The sequence below is a fragment of the Humibacter ginsenosidimutans genome (assembly GCF_007859675.1).
Taxonomy (GTDB): Bacteria; Actinomycetota; Actinomycetes; order Actinomycetales; family Microbacteriaceae; genus Humibacter; species Humibacter ginsenosidimutans.
Map to the genome: position 1 here is coordinate 2787910 of NZ_CP042305.1, position 17766 is coordinate 2805675.

Consider the following 17766-nt stretch of genomic DNA (forward strand, 5'->3'; position numbering starts at 1 on the left):
AGATTCCTCGTCTGCCGCTCGTCGCGGCCTGGGCGGTCAGTGCTGGTTCGCTCAGAGCTCAGCGGGGTGCGCCGCGCTTGGCGATCTCGGCTGCGGCCTCCAGGTAGGAGAGCGCGCCGGGGGAGGCGGCGTCATAGCTGATCACGCTCTGTCCATAGCTCGGAGCCTCTGAGATGCGAACAGAGCGCGGAATGATCGTCTCGAGCACCTGTTTCGGAAAATGCTCCCGCACTTCCTCGGCCACCTGGTGAGCGAGGTTGGTGCGTGAGTCGAACATGGTGAGCAGAATCGTCGACACCTGAAGCTTGGGATTGAGGTGCTTCTCGATCAGGGAGATGTTCTTGAGCAGCTGGCTCAAGCCCTCCAACGCGTAGTACTCGCACTGAATCGGGATGAGCACCTCGGAAGCGGCCACGAACGCGTTGATCGTCAGCAGTCCCAGCGACGGCGGGCAGTCGATCAGCACATAGTCGATTCCTTCCGGAATCTCGTCGAGATATGTGCGAAGAGCTCGCGCGAGCCGCTGTTCGCGCGCCACCATCGAGACGAGTTCGATCTCGGCGCCGGCCAGATCGATCGTCGCGGGAACGCAGAACAACTCGGACTGGTCTGGCGAGGTCTGCACGACATCGGCCATCTCGGCATCGTTCACGATCACGTCGTAGACACTCGCAGTGCCTTCGCGATGTTCGACCCCGAGGGCGGTGGATGCATTGCCCTGCGGATCGAGGTCGATCACGAGAACGCGAGCCCCAGAGCGAGCAAGAGCCGCCGCGAGGTTCACCACGGTCGTCGTCTTGCCGACGCCGCCCTTCTGGTTCGAGATGGTGAAGATCCGGGTACGAGCCGGCAACGGTAGTGTCGTCTCCTCGATGGCCTGGCGGCGGCGATTGAGTTCGACGATCTCGCTCGCGAGGGGAGTCGACATGTCCACTGGCGCACGTACCTCCGCGTCAAGTTGGGGATGTTTCACGTGAAACAAGGTGTTTGATCTCGCCGATCACGGGACCCGGAACGAGCGCTGAATCAGCGTCGGCCGGACCTCGGCGGCGCTATCTCACTGTAGCCCGGATCACCCTGGTGACTTCGTCCACGACGCCCGTCCCGAGAATCTCCACGCGCACATCGTGGATGTGGAAACGGCGGATCTCTTTGCTCGCAGCGTCGATCTCCGCCTGCGCATTCGCACCCTTCATCAGCACGAGCTCACCGCCATCCCGAACCAGGGGAGCGGTGATGGGCAAAAGCTTCCGAAAGGCGCTGACCGCGCGGGCCGTCACCTGGTCGAGCCGACCGGCCGACTTCGCATCTTCACCACGTGCCCGCAGCACCTCGACGTTGTCGAGACTCAGAACATCCTTCTGCTCCTGCAGCCATGCGACACGACGCTCCATGGGCTCGATCAGCACGAACCGCACGTCGGGACGAGCGATCGCCAGCACGATTCCGGGCAGTCCGGCTCCGCTGCCGATATCACCGACCAGCGCTCCGGTCTGAAGCAGGGGAGCGACGACCGCGCAGTTCAGAATGTGACGGGTCCAAAGACGCGGAAGCTCGAGGGGACCGATCAGTCCCCGCTCCTCGCCCTCACGGGCAAGCGACTCCGTGAACGATCGAGCGAGTTCGATCCGTTGGCCGAACAGTGTGCCGGCCGACGCCGGCTCAGTCTCGACGGTGCTCGTCATGTTTCACGTGAAACTATGCGCGAGTGATCACGGTGTGGCGATCGGATGCCTCGCCCACCGAGTGCGAGGAGAACCCGCGATCCGCCACAACGTCGTGCACGATCTTGCGCTCGTATGAGGACATCGGGGGCAGCGCGGCTTGGGCCGCGCCATCTTCGATCCGGGCGATGGCTCGCTCGACAAGCACCGTCAACTCTTGCTTGCGCGCATCGCGGGAGCCGCCGATGTCGAGGATGAGGCGCGAGAACGATCCGGTCTTCGACTGCACGGCGAGACGCGACAGCTCCTGGAGGGCACTGACGGTCTCCGCCTTGTTCAAGAGTCGCAACGCCAGCGGGTCATCGGCCGACACAGACACGTATGGGCGGCCGTTCTGCACGTCGATGTCGATGTCGCCATCGAGGTCGCAGATGTCGAGCAGAGCCTCGATGTAGTCGGCAGCGGCATCGCCCTGCGCTTCGAGGCCGGCCACGTCTTCGACCTCGTGGTCGTCCTGAACGGCTGCGTCGTCGGTCATGCTCACTTCTTTCCGCCGGACTTCTTCGCCCGGGACTTGCTCATCGGCTGCTGGCGCTGGGTGGTCACGGGCTTCGCCGGAATCTCGTCGACGATCACCACCGGAGCGCCCTCCGGAGACTTCAGCTTTCCCTTGCGGGCGAGGCGCGCCTCACGCGCCTTCTCCGCATCACTGCCCGGAGTGGGCATGTTGCGGATCACCAGGAACTGCTGGCCCATCGTCCACAGGTTGGAGGTGAGCCAGTAGAACATCACGCCCAGCGGGAACGCCACACCCGAGAACAGGAACACGAACGGGAGTAAATACAACAGCATGCGCTGCTGACGGAACTGCGGGCTCGCCTTCGTCTCGGGCGACATGTTCTTCGAGACGATCTGCAGCTGCGTGGTGAACTGCGACGCGACCATCAGGATCACCATCGTCGCCGCGATCAGCATCACGGAGAGGCTGTACGGATCGCCGGCCACCATCTTGCTCCACTGGGATCCGAACGATGCATTCAGGGGAGCGCCCAGCAGCTTCGCATCCTGGAACGACTTGAGAAGGTTCGCTCCGCTCAGCAGGCCGACGCTGTCGTGGCCGCTCTGGGCATCGTTCAGCACGTGGAACAGGCTGAAGAACACCGGCATCTGCAGCAGAAGAGGAAGGCAGGAACTCAGCGGGTTCGTGCCGGTGCGCTTGTACAGCTCCATCGTCTCGCGCGACATCGCCTCACGAGAGAGCTGGTCTTTCTTGCCCTTGTATTTGTCCTGGATCTTCTTCAGCTGCGGCGCAACCTCGAGCATCCGTCGCTGATTCTTGATCTGCCGCACGAAGATCGGGATCAGAGCGGCACGGATGACCACGGTGAGGCCGACGATGGACAGCACCCAGGTGAGACCTGCGTTCGGATCGAGACCGACGGCCGTCCAGAGCCAGTGCCAGCCGATCAGGAGCAGCTGAACCAGCCACTCGATCGGCCAGAGGATCGTATAGATGAAGTCCATCGTTTAGTCGGTCATCCTTTTGCGTGGCCGCGTGCCACCACGAACCCGAATGGGGTGACGGAATAGCGGGGGGTCTTCTTGCGGGGAACGTCGTCGACACCGCCGGCTGCCCACGGATGGCAGCGGGCGATCCGGGCGGCCCCCAATGCCGACCCGACGATCACGCCATGTTCTTGGATCGCGCTCAGTGCATAGGCCGAGCACGAGGGATAGTAGCGACATACATCGCCGTAGAGCGGGGAGATCACTTTTCGATAGGCGCGCAGAATCACCACGGCGATGTTCCTGGGAATCAGGAGGACAGTCGTGATCACGGCATGCATCGGGCGCCTACCTTGTCGACGGCTCGGCGGATCTCACCTTGCAGGGTAGTCCAGGATGCCTGCGCGGCGGCTGGCAGCGCCCGCACCACGATCTCGTGGTCCGACTCGAGCTCGGGGAGCAGCTCACGGCACACGGCCTTGAGTCGCCTGCGCACGGTGTTGCGTACGACAGCGACGCCCACCGCCTTGCTCACGATGAACCCGAACCGCGTCGGCGATCCGATCGATCCTCGACGGATATAGGTGATCGTGTGCGGTGCGTGCACGCGCACTCCCTTACGGACCGTCAGGCGATAGTCAGCACCGCTCCGGATCCGATTCGCCTTGGCGAGCACCGCACCGGTTGTTACGCGGAGAGTTCGGTGCGGCCCTTGGCACGACGGTTCGCCAGGATGGCGCGACCGGCACGCGTGCGCATGCGCAGACGGAAGCCGTGCTTCTTGGCACGACGACGGTTGTTCGGCTGGAAGGTTCTCTTGCTCATCAGACAGGTCTCTCGATCGATTTCAGTCCTCTTCATGAGCGGAATCCGATGAGGCACGGTCGCCTGCAGACGCTCAGGAAGGAAGAAGTGCCGCTCACACGGCCTAGGTCAACCCATTAACGGTACGGGAGGGCATCCGAGAGGTCAAACCGACAGCGGCGAACCGTTGATTATCCACACGCGCAGGACTATGCCTGGAGAGGCACGCCGACGAGCGGAACATCCGCACGGAACGATGATTTGAGTGCACGCGCCCGATTCGTTAGCGTGACATGCGAAGTTATCCCCAGGTTGTGAATCAACCTGTGTCGAAGCCAGTCGCCGACACGCAGAATGCCGTTGTGGAGCTGGGGATAACGGTGTGGATAAGAGCGGCCGGACTTGCTGCTTCGGCCGATCGGGTTCACAACGGGGTGGATCGGACTCGCTGAGGCGCACGGTCCGTGGGATCTAGGGGAACTATGGCTGACGGCGATCCGTCATTGACGAGCGCATGGCGCTCCGTTCTGTCGACACTGCAGAGCGATGAACGCGTGACACCGCAGCTGTACGGATTCCTCAGCCTGGTCGAGCCCAAGGGCATCATGGCCGGCACCTTCTACCTCGAAGTGCCCAACGAGTTCACCCGCGGCATGATCGAGCAGCGCTGCCGCGTTCCTCTCCTCGGCGCGATCGGTCGACTCGACGACTCGTTCGCCGTCTCGACGTTCGCCATCGTCGTCAACCCCGACATCACGCACGACGCTCCGCAAGTGGAGCCGGAACGGCTCGAGTCGAGCTACCTGGATGCCCCGGCAGCAGCCACCCAGACGACCGCGCCGGTCACCGAGATCACCGCGGCCCCGCGCAACGTCGACTCCAGGCTCAACCCCAAGTACAGCTTCGACAACTTCGTGATCGGTCAGTCCAACCGGTTCGCACACGCAGCGGCGGTCGCTGTCGCAGAAGCCCCGGCCAAGGCATACAACCCCCTGTTCATCTACGGCGACTCCGGTCTGGGCAAGACGCACCTGCTGCACGCCATCGGTCACTACGCGATGAGCCTCTACCCGGGCATCCGCGTTCGCTACGTCAGCTCCGAAGAGTTCACGAACGACTTCATCAACTCGATCGCCAACAACCGCGGTTCCTCGTTCCAAGCGCGGTACCGCAACATCGACATCCTGCTCATCGACGACATCCAGTTCCTGCAGCGAGCGGTCGAGACGCAGGAGGCCTTCTTCCACACCTTCAACACACTGCACGACCACAACAAGCAGGTGGTCATCACCAGCGATCTGCCGCCGAAGCACCTCACCGGTTTCGAAGACCGCATGCTCACCCGCTTCGAGTGGGGCCTGATCACGGATGTCCAGGCTCCCGACCTCGAGACCCGCATCGCGATCCTGCGCAAGAAGGCGCAGAGCGAACGCATCCTCGTGCCGGACGACATCCTCGAGTTCATGGCCACCAAGGTGTCGAGCAACATCCGCGAGCTCGAGGGAACGCTCATCCGGGTCACCGCGTTCGCGAGCCTGAACAAGACGCCGGTCGACATGAACCTCGTGCAGACCGTGCTGAAAGACCTGATCACCCTCGACGATGACAACGTCGTGGCGCCGGCCGACATCATCACGGCCACCGCCGACTACTTCAAGCTCAGCGTCGACGACCTCTACGGTTCCTCCAGGTCGCAGGCCATCGCCACAGCCAGGCAGATCGCCATGTATCTCTGTCGCGAGATGACGAACCTGTCGCTTCCCAAGATCGGTCAGCTCTTCGGCAACCGAGACCACACCACCGTCATGTACGCGAACAAGAAGATCAGCGAGCTCATGAAGGAGCGACGGTCCATCTACAACCAGGTGACCGAACTCACGGCACGCATCAAGCAGACGCACCGCTGATCGCCCCGGCGTCGTGACTCGTCACGGCGCGACCGGCATCGGCGATGAGGCCGCCCGTGCTCAAACGCGCATATTCACACTGTGGATAACTCTGGGGAAAGTTAACGAATAACAGCCTCGGCCGTGTGAGCGATCCGCCGACCTCTGTGAAATCCTTGTCATTCGCCAGGGGTGGTCACCACGACTGCCAGGCCTGTCATCAACAGCCCGTCGACAGATCACAACCGTGTAGTTCCCAGTCGCAGAGCGGCATCCACCGACTTATCCACAGTTTCCACATCGGTTAAGCCGGTTAAAACACCAAGAAATTAACGCGCCGCCCAACAACCTCGACCGCGCAGCCCGTCGCCTCGAATCACACCTCATCGACCTCCCGAGGCTGGGGCTAGCATGGAGCGGGCATCCGCATCCGAATGACAGGGGAGAACTTCGTGAGGTTTCAGGCCAACCGCGATGTGCTGAGCGAAGCAGTTTCGTTCACCGTCAAACTTCTGCCCCAGCGCACCACGCTGCCCATCTTGAGCGGCATCTTGATCAGCACGACGGACGCCGGCATCTCGCTCTCCGCCTTCGACTACGAAGTGTCAGCCCAGACCGAGATCACGGCCGATGTGCAAGAGCCCGGCACCGTGCTCGTTTCCGGTCGGCTGCTCGCAGAGATCGCTTCAAAGCTGCCGAACGCCCCCGTGACGTTCGCCACCGACGACAACCGCATCGTCGTCAGCTGCGGATCCGCGAGCTTCACCCTCCTGTCCATGCCGGTCGAGGAATATCCCACCCTTCCGCAGATCTCCGGTGAGTCCGGGCTCGTTCCCGCCGACGAGTTCTCCGAGGCTGTCGGCCAGGTGGCCGTCGCGGCATCGCGCGACGACGTCACACCCGTGATCACCGGTGTTCAGCTGGAGATCACGGAGAACCGCCTCAGCCTCGTGGCGACCGACCGCTACCGCGTGGCCGTGCGCGAGATCGACTGGGACGGCACCATCGGTCAGTCCGAGCCCTCGACAGCCCTGGTTCCGGCGCGCACTCTGCAAGAGATCGGCAAGACGTTCGGTCACAACGGCACGATCACGGTGACGCTCGTCTCCAAGGACGATCGCGAACTCATCGCCTTCACCGCCGAGAAGAAGACAGTGACGTCTTTGCTGATCAAGGGCAATTTCCCGCCGGTCAAACGACTCTTCCCCGAGACTGTCGACAACTACGCGGTCATCAACACCGCCGACCTCATCGACGCGACCCGACGCGTGTCGCTCGTGCTCGAACGCGAAGCGGCGCTGCGGTTCTCCTTCACCGCAGACGGACTCACCCTCGAGGCGATCGGCTCCGAGCAGGCACAAGCATCCGAGAGCATCGACGCTCTTCTCACGGGAGACGACACCGTCGTCTCCCTCAAGCCCCAGTTCCTGCTCGACGGCCTGTCGGCGGTGCACTCGGAGTACGTTCGCATCTCGTTCACCAAGACGGACAATCCGAACAAGCCCGGCCCAGTGCTCATCACGAGTCAGACCAGCAAAGAACAGGCGGGGAGCGACAGCTACCGTTATCTGCTGCAGCCGAACCTGCTGTTGCGCTGACCGATCAACGATCGGTCGGTTCGACGCGGCGCACACACGAAGGATCACTCATGCACATCGGTCTCATCGGTCTCGGCAAGATGGGCAACAACATGCGGGCGCGCCTCGAGCGCAACGGCATCCAGGTCACCGGCTACGACACGAACCCCGATATCTCGGATGTCGCGTCGTTGGCAGACCTCGTCGCCGCACTTCCCGCGCCGCGCACGGTCTGGGCGATGGTCCCGGCCGGTGACATCACCGACTCCGTCGTGAACGAGTTGGCCGGGCTGCTCGAGGCCGGCGACTTGCTGATCGACGGCGGAAACTCCAAGTTCACCGAAGACTTCAAGCACGCCGAGTTGCTCGCGAAGACCGGCGTCGACTTCATGGACGCCGGCGTTTCCGGCGGCGTGTGGGGCCTGGACAACGGCTACGGCCTGATGGTCGGCGGCAGCGCCGAGCAGGTCGAACGCGTGATGCCGGTGTTCGACGCTCTGCGTCCGGAAGGACCGCGCGACGAAGGGTTCGTCCACGTCGGCGAGGTCGGGGCCGGGCACTACGCGAAGATGGTGCACAACGGCATCGAATACGCACTGATGCAGGCATACGCCGAGGGGTATGAACTTCTCGACACGCGCAAAGACATCATCAAAGACGTCACCGGCACGTTCAAGGCGTGGCAGCGCGGAACCGTGGTGCGCTCGTGGCTGCTCGACCTGCTCGTGCGGGCACTCGAGCAAGATCCCGAGTTCGAACACATCGAGGGTTACGTGCAGGATTCGGGCGAGGGACGGTGGACGGTCGAGGAAGGCCTCAACAACGCGGTGCCGTTGCCCACGATCAGCGCATCGATCTTCGCCCGCTTCGTCTCGCGGCAAGAAGACTCGCCCGCGATGAAGGCGGTGGCCGCATTGCGCAATCAGTTCGGCGGCCACGCGGTCAAGGCCGTCGACTGACGGAGAAGATTTCGCGAGCTTCGGGCATGCGTCCGTTCGCTCGCTGTACGGAGGTCGGTCGGCGATGCGGGTGACGCACCTTTCGCTGACCGACTTCCGCAATTACGCGCACGCCGAGGTCGAACTCGCACCGGGGCCCAACCTCTTCGTCGGCAGCAACGGTCAAGGCAAGACCAACCTCGTCGAGTCCCTCGTCTTCGTGTCGACCGGATCATCGCATCGCACACCCGTCGACGCGGCCATGATCAGGCAGGAGGCTTCGGCCGCGGTCATCCGCGCACGTCTGGAACACGACGGTCGTGCAGTGCTGCTCGAGTTGCAGCAGAACCGGGGATCGGCGAACAAGGCCATGGTGAACCGCTCCTCCGCTCGGCCGCGGGATTTGGTGCGCTATCTCTCGACTGTGCTCTTCGCACCCGAGGACCTGGCTCTCGTTCGTGGCGAGCCGGCGGTGCGCCGGCGGCTGCTCGACACCGTGCTCGTGCAGCACACTCCGCGACTCGCGGGCGTGCTCGCTGACTACGATCGCGTGCTGCGGCAACGCAACACACTCCTCAAGTCGGCGCGGGCATCCGGGGTTCGCGGTTCCGCGCTCTCCACTCTGGATGTCTGGGACGAGCGGCTGGTCGGTCTCGGCTCCGAGATCATCGACGAACGCAGCGCGCTCATCGCCGATCTGCGGGAACCCGTGCGGGATGCCTATCGCGCTGTCGCGGGCGGCGACCACGATCCGCGTCTGGTTCCCCTTCTCTCCGTCGATGGTGCGGCCCCCGATGACGACGATTCGGCCGATGGCTCCGTTGAGGACGCTGAGATCGCGCGGGGGACGACCCGCGAACGCTTCGCAGACGCGGTCGCCCGGCTGCGGAGCCGCGAGCTCGAACGCGGGGTGACTCTGGTCGGTCCGCATCGTGACGACGTGCGCTTCGAACTGAACGGGCTTCCGGCGAAAGGGTATGCCAGCCACGGGGAGTCGTGGTCGTTCGCGCTTGCGCTGCGACTGGCCTCCGCTCACCTGCTCCGCGCGCACTCCACGACGGGCGACCCGGTGCTGATCCTCGATGACGTGTTCGCCGAGCTCGACCAGGCCAGACGGGCTCGACTGGCGGCATCCGTGCACGACTTCGAACAGGTGCTGGTGACGTCGGCCGTGCTCGACGATGTTCCCGATGAGCTGCGCGCGCATACGGTCCACATCCGCGCCGGTCGCGTGATCGACCCGGACGAGCGCAGCGACGAAGGCGAGCGCGGCACCCATGAGTGAGGCGTCTTCGTATTATCGGCATCTGAAGGAGCTGTTCGGAAAAGATCCGGGCTACGGCCAGCGCCGTTCCGCGCGGACCGATCGGGCCGCAGCTCGCGGCGGCAGCCAGCCCTTCGAGCCGGGTCGCGAGCCCAGGGGGCTCGGCGGGCTCATCGATTCCCTGGCCGATGAGTTGGGTTGGACCTCTCCTTTGGCGAAGTCGGAGTTGATCGCTGCGTGGGCCGATGTGGTCGGCGAAGAGACGGCCAAGCATTCCGAGCCGGTCGGCATCGAAGACGGTGTCCTGACGGTGCGATGCGACTCGACGAGTTGGGCGACACAGCTGCGTCTGATGCGCACGGAGTTGTTGGTGCACATCGAGCGCAGGTTCGAGCGGGCGGGTGTGGAAAGCATCCGCTTTCTTGGACCTGACGTCCCCTCATGGAAACGCGGTCCCAGGTCGGTCCCAGGGCGTGGTCCGCGCGACACCTACGGCTGAGCGTACAAATCTGGTCACCCGGCAATTTTCATCGCGTCAGACGGCCGTTTCTCGCCTGAAGTTCAGGCCGCTCTTGGTAGAATGAGTGGTCACGAAAAATCGTGCGGTCAGGAGCTCACCACCCAATGACGACAGAACCGAATACGGCTGGAACCGACAGCGACTACGGCGCAAGCCAGATTCAGGTTCTCGAGGGACTCGAGGCGGTTCGCAAGCGACCTGGTATGTACATCGGGTCGACTGGTCCCCGCGGTCTACATCATCTGGTGACGGAGATCGTCGACAACGCCGTCGACGAATACCTTGCCGGCCACGGCGACCACATCAACGTCACGCTCACGGCGGACGGCGGGGTGCGCGTCGTCGACAATGCCCGCGGCATCCCCGTCGATATCCACCAGCCCGAGGGCATCTCCACCGTCGAGCTCGTGCTCACCGTGCTGCACGCCGGCGGCAAGTTCGGCGGTGGTGCGTACGCGGTCTCCGGCGGTCTGCACGGTGTGGGTTCGTCTGTGGTGAATGCGCTGTCCAACCGGCTCGAGGTCGAGGTGAAGAACCAGGGCTACGTCTGGACTCAGAGCTACCACGACGGCGTTCCGGATGCCCCGCTCGCCCGCGGTGCAGAAACCGGCGACACCGGAACCACGATCACGTTCTGGCCGAGCGCCACCATCTTCGAGACCACGGAGTTCGATTACGACACCCTCCGCGGCCGCTTTCAGCAGTATGCGTTCCTCAACAAGGGACTCACCATCTCGCTGTGGGACAAGCGCGAGCGCGAGGTTCTCGACGACGACGGCGAACTTCAGCCGGAGCGCAACGACACCTTCCTGTATCAGCGCGGCCTCGAGGACTACGTCGAGTACCTCAACTCCGCCAAACGGGCCGAGGTCGTGAACGACGAGATCATCTCGTTCGAGTCCGAAGACACCGAACGCAAGATCGCGCTCGAGGTTGCCATGCAGTGGACCACTGCCTACACCGAGAGCGTGCACACCTACGCCAACACCATCAACACGCACGAGGGTGGAACCCACGAAGAGGGTTTCCGCGCCGCGCTGACGACGTTGGTCAACAGGTACGCGCGTGAGAAGGGCATCCTCAAGGACAAAGACGACAACCTCTCGGGCGATGACGTTCGTGAGGGTCTGACGGCCGTCATCTCTGTGAAGCTCGCCGAGCCGCAGTTCGAGGGCCAGACGAAGACCAAGCTGGGCAACACCGAAGCGAAGGCCTTCGTGCAGAAGGTCGTCGGCGACCAGCTCGGCGACTGGTTCGATCGCAATCCGAATCAGGCCAAGGAGATCATCCGCAAGGCCATCCAGGCCGCGAGTGCCAGAGTCGCTGCGCGCAAGGCACGTGACACAGCGCGACGCAAGGGGCTGCTCGAGGGCGGCGGGATGCCCGGAAAGCTCTCCGACTGCTCCAGCCGCAACCCGGCCGAAAGCGAGATCTTCCTGGTGGAGGGCGACTCCGCAGGCGGCTCGGCGAAGCAGGGACGCAATCCCGCGACTCAGGCGATCCTCCCACTGCGCGGCAAGATCCTGAACGTCGAGAAGGCACGGCTCGACCGCGCCCTGGCGAATGCCGAGATCCAGGCGATGATCACCGCTTTCGGAACGGGCATCGGCGAGGACTTCAACGGCGAGAAGGCCAGGTATCACAAGATCGTGCTGATGGCCGACGCGGATGTCGACGGCCAGCACATCACGACGCTGCTGCTCACGCTCTTGTTCCGTTACATGCGCCCGTTGATCGAGATGGGCTACGTCTACCTCGCGCAGCCGCCGTTGTTCCGGCTCAAGTGGTCCAACTCCGAACACGAGTTCGTGTACTCGGACCGTGAGCGTGACGCCCTGCTCGCGGCCGGCCTCGCCGCAGGCAAGCGGATTCCCAAGGACAACGGCATCCAGCGTTACAAGGGCCTCGGCGAGATGAGCTATCAGGAGTTGTGGGAGACCACGATGAACCCGGAGACGCGCACCCTGAAGCAGGTCACCATGGATGACGCCGCGGCCGCGGACGAGACATTCGCCACCCTGATGGGTGAAGACGTGGAGTCGAGGCGTCACTTCATCCAGAAGAACGCGAAAGACGTCAGGTTCTTGGACATCTGAGATGAGCGACCGCTCTGCGTTGGTTGGGGAGGCACGAAGGGCCGTCTCGAAACCCGCGCGGCAAGGTTCCGAGACGTCGGCTCAGCCGACTCCTCAACCAGCGACCGTGATGCAAGCCTGAAACGAGAGAAGAAGAGAACTAGATGGCAGACGAGACCGACGGCATCGAGCAGACTGCACCGCAGCCCGGCGACGCCGGTGACGGCATCGTGCACGGCAAGATCGAGCCGGTCGAGCTGCAGCTGGAGATGCAGCGCAGCTACCTCGACTACGCGATGGCCGTCATCGTCGGGCGAGCGCTTCCCGAGGTGCGCGACGGACTCAAGCCGGTGCATCGCCGCGTCATCTACGCCATGTACGACGGCGGATACCGGCCCGACCGCGCTTTCTCGAAGTGCTCCCGCGTCGTCGGCGACGTGATGGGCCAGTTCCACCCGCACGGTGACACGGCTATCTACGACACGCTCGTGCGCCTTGTTCAGCCGTGGAGTCTGCGGTATCCGCTGGCGCTCGGTCAGGGCAACTTCGGATCACCGGGCAACGACGGCGCGGCCGCCATGCGGTACACCGAGACCAAGATGGCGCCGCTGGCGCTCGAGATGGTGCGGGACATCGACGAGGACACCGTCGATTTCACCGACAACTACGACGGGCGCACGCAGGAACCGACCATTCTGCCGAGCCGCTTCCCCAACCTGCTCGTCAACGGGTCGGTGGGCATCGCGGTCGGCATGGCCACGAATATCCCGCCGCACAACATGCGAGAGGTCGCTGCCGGCGCACTCTGGGCGCTCGAACATCCGGATGCCACGCGCGAAGAGCTGCTCGACGCGCTCATGGAACGCATCAAGGGTCCGGACTTCCCGACCGGCGCGCAGATTCTCGGCGTGAAGGGCATTCACGACGCCTACCGCACGGGCCGAGGCTCGATCACGATGCGCTCCGTGGTGAACGTGGAGGAGATTCACGGTCGCACCTGCCTGGTGGTCACCGAGCTGCCGTATCAGGTGAACCCCGACAACCTCGCGATCAAGATCGCGGAGTTCGTCAAGGACGGTCGCATCGGCGGCATCGCCGACATCCGCGACGAGTCCAGCGGTCGCACCGGTCAGCGCCTCGTCATCGTGCTCAAGCGCGACGCCGTGGCCAAGGTCGTGCTGAACAACCTGTACAAGCACACGCAACTGCAGGAGAACTTCGGCGCCAACATGCTCGCGATCGTCGACGGCGTGCCGCGCACGCTTCCGCTCGACGGTTTCGTCACGGCGTGGGTCGATCACCAGATCGACGTGATCGTGCGCCGCACCAGGTTCCGGCTGCGCAAGGCGGAAGAGGATGCCCACATCCAGCGGGGTCTCGTCAAGGCGCTCGACGCGCTCGACGAGGTCATCGCACTCATCAGGCGCTCGCCGAGCGCCGACGAGGCACGTGCGGGCCTGATGGACCTGCTCGACGTGGACCAGGTGCAGGCGGACGCCATCCTGTCCATGCAGCTGCGCCGGCTCGCGGCCCTCGAGCGTCAGAAGATCATCGACAACCTCGCCCGGCTCGAGGCGGAGATCGCCGACTACAAGGCGATCCTGGCCGATGAGGCGCGCCAGCGTTCGATCGTGTCGGAAGAGCTCACCGAGATCGCCGACAAGTTCGGGGACGAGCGGCGCACGAACATCCTCTACGGATTCGACGGCGACATGAGTGTCGAAGACCTCATTCCCGAAGAAGAGATGGTCGTGACGGTCACGCGCGGCGGTTACATCAAGCGCACCCGAAGCGACAACTATCGTTCCCAGCACAGAGGCGGCAAGGGCGTGAAGGGCGCCCAGCTGCGCGGCGAAGACGTCGTCGAGCACTTCTTCGTCACGACGACCCACCACTGGCTCCTCTTCTTCACGACCAAGGGGCGGGTCTACCGTGCGAAGGGCTACGAGGTGCCGGAAGCCGGGCGGGATGCCAAGGGTCAACACGTCGCCAATCTGCTGGCCATGCAGCCCGACGAGGAGATCGCAGAGATCCTCGACATCCGCGACTATTCGGTCGCGAAGTACCTGGTGCTCGCCACACGCGACGGTCTGCTCAAGAAGACGGAGCTGGCCGAATACGACACCAATCGCACCGGCGGCATCATCGCGATCAAGCTGAGAGAAGACGACGAATTGATCTCGGCCCTGCTGGTCGAAGAAGACTCGGACATCTTCCTCGTCTCCCGCAAGGGCATGTCGTTGCGGTTCACTGCGACCGATGACGCGCTGCGGCCGATGGGTCGCTCGACGTCGGGTGTCATCGGCATGCACTTCCGTGACGACGACTCTCTTCTGGAGGCTTCGGTCATCGCCGCTCCGGGCGTTGAAGCCGGTGATTCCGCGGCTTCTGCCGACGAAGGTTACGTCTTCGTCGTGACTGAGGGCGGGTATGCGAAACGCACCGCGGTCGACCAGTATCGCCGCCAGGGGCGTGGTGGACTGGGCATCAAGGTGGCCAAGCTGAGCGACGATCGAGGCGATCTCGCGGGTGCGTTGATCGTCGCGGATGACGACGAGGTGCTCGTGGTTCTTGCCAGCGGCAAGGTGGTACGCTCTGCCGTGGCTGAGGTGCCGGCGAAGGGCCGTGACACCATGGGTGTCGTGTTCGCACGCTTTGCCGATGATGACAAGATCATTGCCATCGCACGCAACAGCGAGCGCAATCTGGACGCTCACGACGCCGAACCGGCCGATGAAGAGGCCGGCAAGGAGGCCGCGGAGCCCGGAAAGGACACGATAGATGAGTAGTGTGGCGGATCGGTTGGCACAGAAATCCTCATCGCGAAGGACCCCCTCGAAGCAGGTGCGGCTTCGGCTCGTCTACATCGACTTCTGGTCGGCTGTGAAGCTCTCCTTCCTCGTCGGCCTGTGCCTCGCGATCATCTCCATCGTCGGTGCATTCCTGATCTGGATGGTGCTGGATCAGACTGGGATCTTCGACAACCTGAACGGTTTGTTCAAGGACATCTCCGGAACCAGCGGCAGTGATCTGAAGTCGATCCTCAGCCTCGGAACGGTGATGGGCTTCTCGATCGTGGTCGCCATCCTCAACCTCGTCGTCACGACGGCCCTCGGTGCGGTCTGCTCGCTGCTCTACAACCTCAGCGTGAAGATCACCGGCGGCCTCCTCGTCGGGTTCACGAACAACTGACGGCGCGCCTCCGCCGGTCGCCCTCGATTCGCAAGATCGCAGGTGCTCGGGTAGGCTGTCACTCGGCCATTTCGGTGGTCGAGACCAGGGGATATAGCTCAGGCGGTTAGAGCGCTTCGCTGATAACGAAGAGGTCCGAGGTTCAAGTCCTCGTATCCCCACGGTTGAGATCTTCCACTCGGGAGATCACAACGGTGTCGCGCGAGGCGACATGCGCGCCATCCGCACACAGCGAATCGGCGGCGTGTACGGCGATTCGCGCAGCGGCGCACGACGGGCGAGGACCGGCGTGCAAATAGGCACGGGGCCTTAGCTCAATTGGTAGAGCGCCTGCTTTGCAAGCAGGAGGTCAGGGGTTCGATTCCCCTAGGCTCCACACTTTCAGACTGAGTCGAACCCCCCTCGATATGGCTGGCTTCGCCTGTTGCCATGGCAAAGGCCGTCTGCGGTGGACCGCTGAGTTCAGCGACGGCATACATTGATGGGACGACATCAGGGAAGCGGCGGAGGCGTGGCATGCGAATCTGGTCGGTGCATCCACGCTTTCTTGACGGGAAGGGCCTCGTGGCGTGCTGGCGAGAGACGCTGCTCGCCCAGGCGGTACTGGCGGGTCGCACCCGTGGCTACACCAGACACCCGCAACTGGTTCGCTTCCGAGCGCAGGCCGATCCGATCAGCGCCATCGGTGCGTACTTGGCCGGCCTGGCGGACGAAGCCGATGTACGCGGCTACCGCTTCGATCGGTCTCGGATTGACCGGCCCGGCACCCTGGACGCGCTCGTCACGGTCACGGATGGTCAGCTCGCCCACGAATGGGGGCATCTCCACGAGAAGCTGGTCGGGCGAAGCCCGGAGATCGCGGCGCGTTGGCACGATGCCGTGCCCGAGCCTCATCCGTTGTTTCGCGTTGTCCCTGGCCCGGTCGAGAGCTGGGAGCGGCCAAGCCCGAGCCAAGCCCTCTCGCCGCTGTCGCGAGCCGTTTGATTGGCGTCTGTCTGCGTGGCGGGCGGTTGCGTTCGACTCCGTCTCTTCGGTTCGGTCACCGCCCGCCAAGCTCGCACCCCTCCTGACGACCGCCATCGTCGATCGTAGGATCGGGACGTGACGCTCAGAATGGACAACGTCGGGATCGTCGTCGAGGATCTCACCGCCGTCATCGACTTCTTCGCAGAACTCGGTCTCGAGCTCGAGGGCCGGACCATGGTCGAGGGCGCGTGGGCGGGCCGTGTGACCGGCCTCGGCGACCAGAGCGTCGAAATCGCGACCATGCGCACGCCAGGCGGTGACGGTCGTCTCGAGCTCTCCCGCTTCATCTCGCCTGCGGTGGTCGCCGACCATCGCAGGGCGCCAGTCAACTCGCTCGGCTATCTGAGGGTCATGTTCGAGGTGGACGACATCGATGACACCCTGTCACGACTCGGGACACATGGCGCGCAGCTGGTGAGCAACGACGTCGTGCGGTACGAGAACGTGTATCGGCTCTGCTACCTCCGTGGGCCAGAAGGACTCCTCATCGGCCTTGCGCAAGCGATCGGCTGAGATCGAGCCCGTCCGTGCACTCAGCCGGGGGTTCCGGTCAGAGAGAAGGCCAGCCAGCCGAACCACGGTCCGATGGAGAACAACAGGGTTCGGCCGAAGAGCACGATCCAGAGTGCTGTCACGGCACCGATGCTGAGCCCGATCAATGCTGCGAAACCGACGCTGATTCCGAGAAAGCCCAACACCGGAGTAGCAGTCTTGGTCGTCCCCGCGTTCGTGTCAGCAGTCGCCTCGCGCTCGTCCAGCGATGCCGTGAGGATGTCCAGATCGCTTTCGGTCACGCGCGCAGTCTACGCAGCAGCGCGTGTCGAACACATAGTGTGTCTGCATGGACATCCGCGTCGCCGCCTATGCCGTCATCGTCGACGGCTCTCGAGTCTTGCTCGCACACTGGAACGAGCACGGACGCAGCGGTTGGACTCTTCCGGGTGGCGGGCTCGAGCCGGGCGAGGATCCGGCGGACGCCGCTGTGCGCGAGGTGGAAGAGGAGACCGGATATCTCGCAGAGCTCGACGAGCTGATCGGCGTGCACTCGCACGTGATCCCCGAGGATCAGCGGATCTCCGGCAATGGTCCCCTGCAGGCGCTGCGCATCATCTACCGCGCCCACACCGTCGGCGGAGCGCTGCGCAACGAGCTCGTCGGTTCCACCGACGAGGCGCGCTGGTTCGATCTCGGCGCCGTGCGTTCGCTCCGCAAGGTGGCGCTGGTGGATATCGGGCTGCGCTTCGCAGGCCTGCTCGCCTGAGACATCCACCCGCGGCACGCTCGAAGCGTCATGACGGAACCGACATGACAAAG

The 17766-nt window shown here is 63.8% G+C and carries 19 protein-coding genes and 2 tRNA genes; 13 read left to right on the top strand and 8 right to left on the bottom strand.

Annotated elements, in window-relative coordinates; translation table 11 throughout:
* Positions 1 to 58: 58 nt before the first annotated feature.
* From FPZ11_RS12860 to rpmH, 7 genes are all read right to left on the bottom strand, one after another.
* On the bottom strand, positions 59 to 928 hold the full coding sequence (locus tag FPZ11_RS12860; protein ID WP_146321506.1) for a ParA family protein: 870 nt from the start codon (positions 926 to 928) through the stop codon (positions 59 to 61).
* Positions 929 to 1052: 124 nt separating this feature from the next.
* Complete coding sequence (gene rsmG / locus FPZ11_RS12865) at positions 1053 to 1685, bottom strand: 16S rRNA (guanine(527)-N(7))-methyltransferase RsmG (protein ID WP_146321508.1); 633 nt, start codon at positions 1683 to 1685, stop codon at positions 1053 to 1055.
* 13 nt (positions 1686 to 1698) lie between these two features.
* Complete coding sequence (locus FPZ11_RS12870; RefSeq protein ID WP_146321510.1) at positions 1699 to 2202, bottom strand: Jag family protein; 504 nt, start codon at positions 2200 to 2202, stop codon at positions 1699 to 1701.
* Positions 2203 to 2204: 2 nt separating this feature from the next.
* The gene (yidC, locus tag FPZ11_RS12875) at positions 2205 to 3188 is read right to left on the bottom strand and encodes a membrane protein insertase YidC (RefSeq protein ID WP_146321512.1); all 984 of its coding nucleotides are present in this window, start codon (positions 3186 to 3188) and stop codon (positions 2205 to 2207) included.
* Between the two features lie 11 nt (positions 3189 to 3199).
* Positions 3200 to 3511 carry a membrane protein insertion efficiency factor YidD gene (yidD, locus tag FPZ11_RS12880; protein WP_146321514.1) on the bottom strand — a complete coding sequence of 104 codons (312 nt, stop codon included), beginning with the start codon at positions 3509 to 3511 and terminating at the stop codon, positions 3200 to 3202.
* Positions 3499 to 3846, bottom strand: coding sequence for a ribonuclease P protein component (rnpA, locus tag FPZ11_RS12885; protein ID WP_146321516.1), 348 nt, complete (start codon positions 3844 to 3846; stop codon positions 3499 to 3501). The genes yidD and rnpA overlap by 13 nt, the downstream gene beginning before the upstream one ends.
* An 11-nt stretch (positions 3847 to 3857) precedes the next feature.
* Positions 3858 to 3995, bottom strand: coding sequence for a 50S ribosomal protein L34 (gene rpmH, locus FPZ11_RS12890; RefSeq protein WP_146321518.1), 138 nt, complete (start codon positions 3993 to 3995; stop codon positions 3858 to 3860).
* A gap of 461 nt (positions 3996 to 4456) precedes the next feature.
* Between rpmH and dnaA the strand changes: the two genes are divergently transcribed.
* From dnaA to FPZ11_RS12950, 12 genes are all read left to right on the top strand, one after another.
* Positions 4457 to 5881 (top strand): chromosomal replication initiator protein DnaA, encoded by a 1425-nt coding sequence (gene dnaA, locus FPZ11_RS12895; protein ID WP_146321520.1) that lies wholly within the window; start codon positions 4457 to 4459, stop codon positions 5879 to 5881.
* Positions 5882 to 6312: 431 nt separating this feature from the next.
* The gene (dnaN, locus tag FPZ11_RS12900) at positions 6313 to 7458 is read left to right on the top strand and encodes a DNA polymerase III subunit beta (RefSeq protein WP_146321522.1); all 1146 of its coding nucleotides are present in this window, start codon (positions 6313 to 6315) and stop codon (positions 7456 to 7458) included.
* Between the two features lie 50 nt (positions 7459 to 7508).
* Positions 7509 to 8396 carry a phosphogluconate dehydrogenase (NAD(+)-dependent, decarboxylating) gene (gene gnd, locus FPZ11_RS12905; protein ID WP_146321524.1) on the top strand — a complete coding sequence of 296 codons (888 nt, stop codon included), beginning with the start codon at positions 7509 to 7511 and terminating at the stop codon, positions 8394 to 8396.
* 64 nt (positions 8397 to 8460) lie between these two features.
* Complete coding sequence (gene recF, locus FPZ11_RS12910; RefSeq protein ID WP_146321526.1) at positions 8461 to 9660, top strand: DNA replication/repair protein RecF; 1200 nt, start codon at positions 8461 to 8463, stop codon at positions 9658 to 9660.
* On the top strand, positions 9653 to 10138 hold the full coding sequence (locus tag FPZ11_RS12915) for a DciA family protein (RefSeq protein WP_146321528.1): 486 nt from the start codon (positions 9653 to 9655) through the stop codon (positions 10136 to 10138). Before recF ends, FPZ11_RS12915 begins: the two co-directional genes overlap by 8 nt.
* Positions 10139 to 10263: 125 nt before the next feature.
* On the top strand, positions 10264 to 12255 hold the full coding sequence (gene gyrB / locus FPZ11_RS12920; RefSeq protein WP_146321530.1) for a DNA topoisomerase (ATP-hydrolyzing) subunit B: 1992 nt from the start codon (positions 10264 to 10266) through the stop codon (positions 12253 to 12255).
* 143 nt (positions 12256 to 12398) lie between these two features.
* The gene (gene gyrA / locus FPZ11_RS12925; RefSeq protein ID WP_146321533.1) at positions 12399 to 15023 is read left to right on the top strand and encodes a DNA gyrase subunit A; all 2625 of its coding nucleotides are present in this window, start codon (positions 12399 to 12401) and stop codon (positions 15021 to 15023) included.
* Complete coding sequence (locus FPZ11_RS12930) at positions 15016 to 15426, top strand: DUF3566 domain-containing protein (protein WP_146321535.1); 411 nt, start codon at positions 15016 to 15018, stop codon at positions 15424 to 15426. Before gyrA ends, FPZ11_RS12930 begins: the two co-directional genes overlap by 8 nt.
* A gap of 87 nt (positions 15427 to 15513) precedes the next feature.
* Positions 15514 to 15587: transfer RNA gene (locus FPZ11_RS12935), tRNA-Ile, on the top strand.
* 142 nt (positions 15588 to 15729) lie between these two features.
* A tRNA-Ala gene (locus tag FPZ11_RS12940) sits at positions 15730 to 15802 on the top strand.
* 140 nt (positions 15803 to 15942) lie between these two features.
* Positions 15943 to 16410 carry a pyrimidine dimer DNA glycosylase/endonuclease V gene (locus FPZ11_RS12945; protein ID WP_146321537.1) on the top strand — a complete coding sequence of 156 codons (468 nt, stop codon included), beginning with the start codon at positions 15943 to 15945 and terminating at the stop codon, positions 16408 to 16410.
* Between the two features lie 117 nt (positions 16411 to 16527).
* On the top strand, positions 16528 to 16965 hold the full coding sequence (locus FPZ11_RS12950; RefSeq protein WP_210415873.1) for a VOC family protein: 438 nt from the start codon (positions 16528 to 16530) through the stop codon (positions 16963 to 16965).
* Between the two features lie 20 nt (positions 16966 to 16985).
* Here the strand turns inward: FPZ11_RS12950 and FPZ11_RS12955 are convergent, their stop codons facing one another.
* The gene (locus tag FPZ11_RS12955) at positions 16986 to 17246 is read right to left on the bottom strand and encodes a hypothetical protein (protein WP_146321539.1); all 261 of its coding nucleotides are present in this window, start codon (positions 17244 to 17246) and stop codon (positions 16986 to 16988) included.
* 47 nt (positions 17247 to 17293) lie between these two features.
* Between FPZ11_RS12955 and FPZ11_RS12960 the strand changes: the two genes are divergently transcribed.
* The gene (locus FPZ11_RS12960) at positions 17294 to 17713 is read left to right on the top strand and encodes an NUDIX hydrolase (protein ID WP_146321541.1); all 420 of its coding nucleotides are present in this window, start codon (positions 17294 to 17296) and stop codon (positions 17711 to 17713) included.
* Positions 17714 to 17766: the final 53 nt, after the last annotated feature.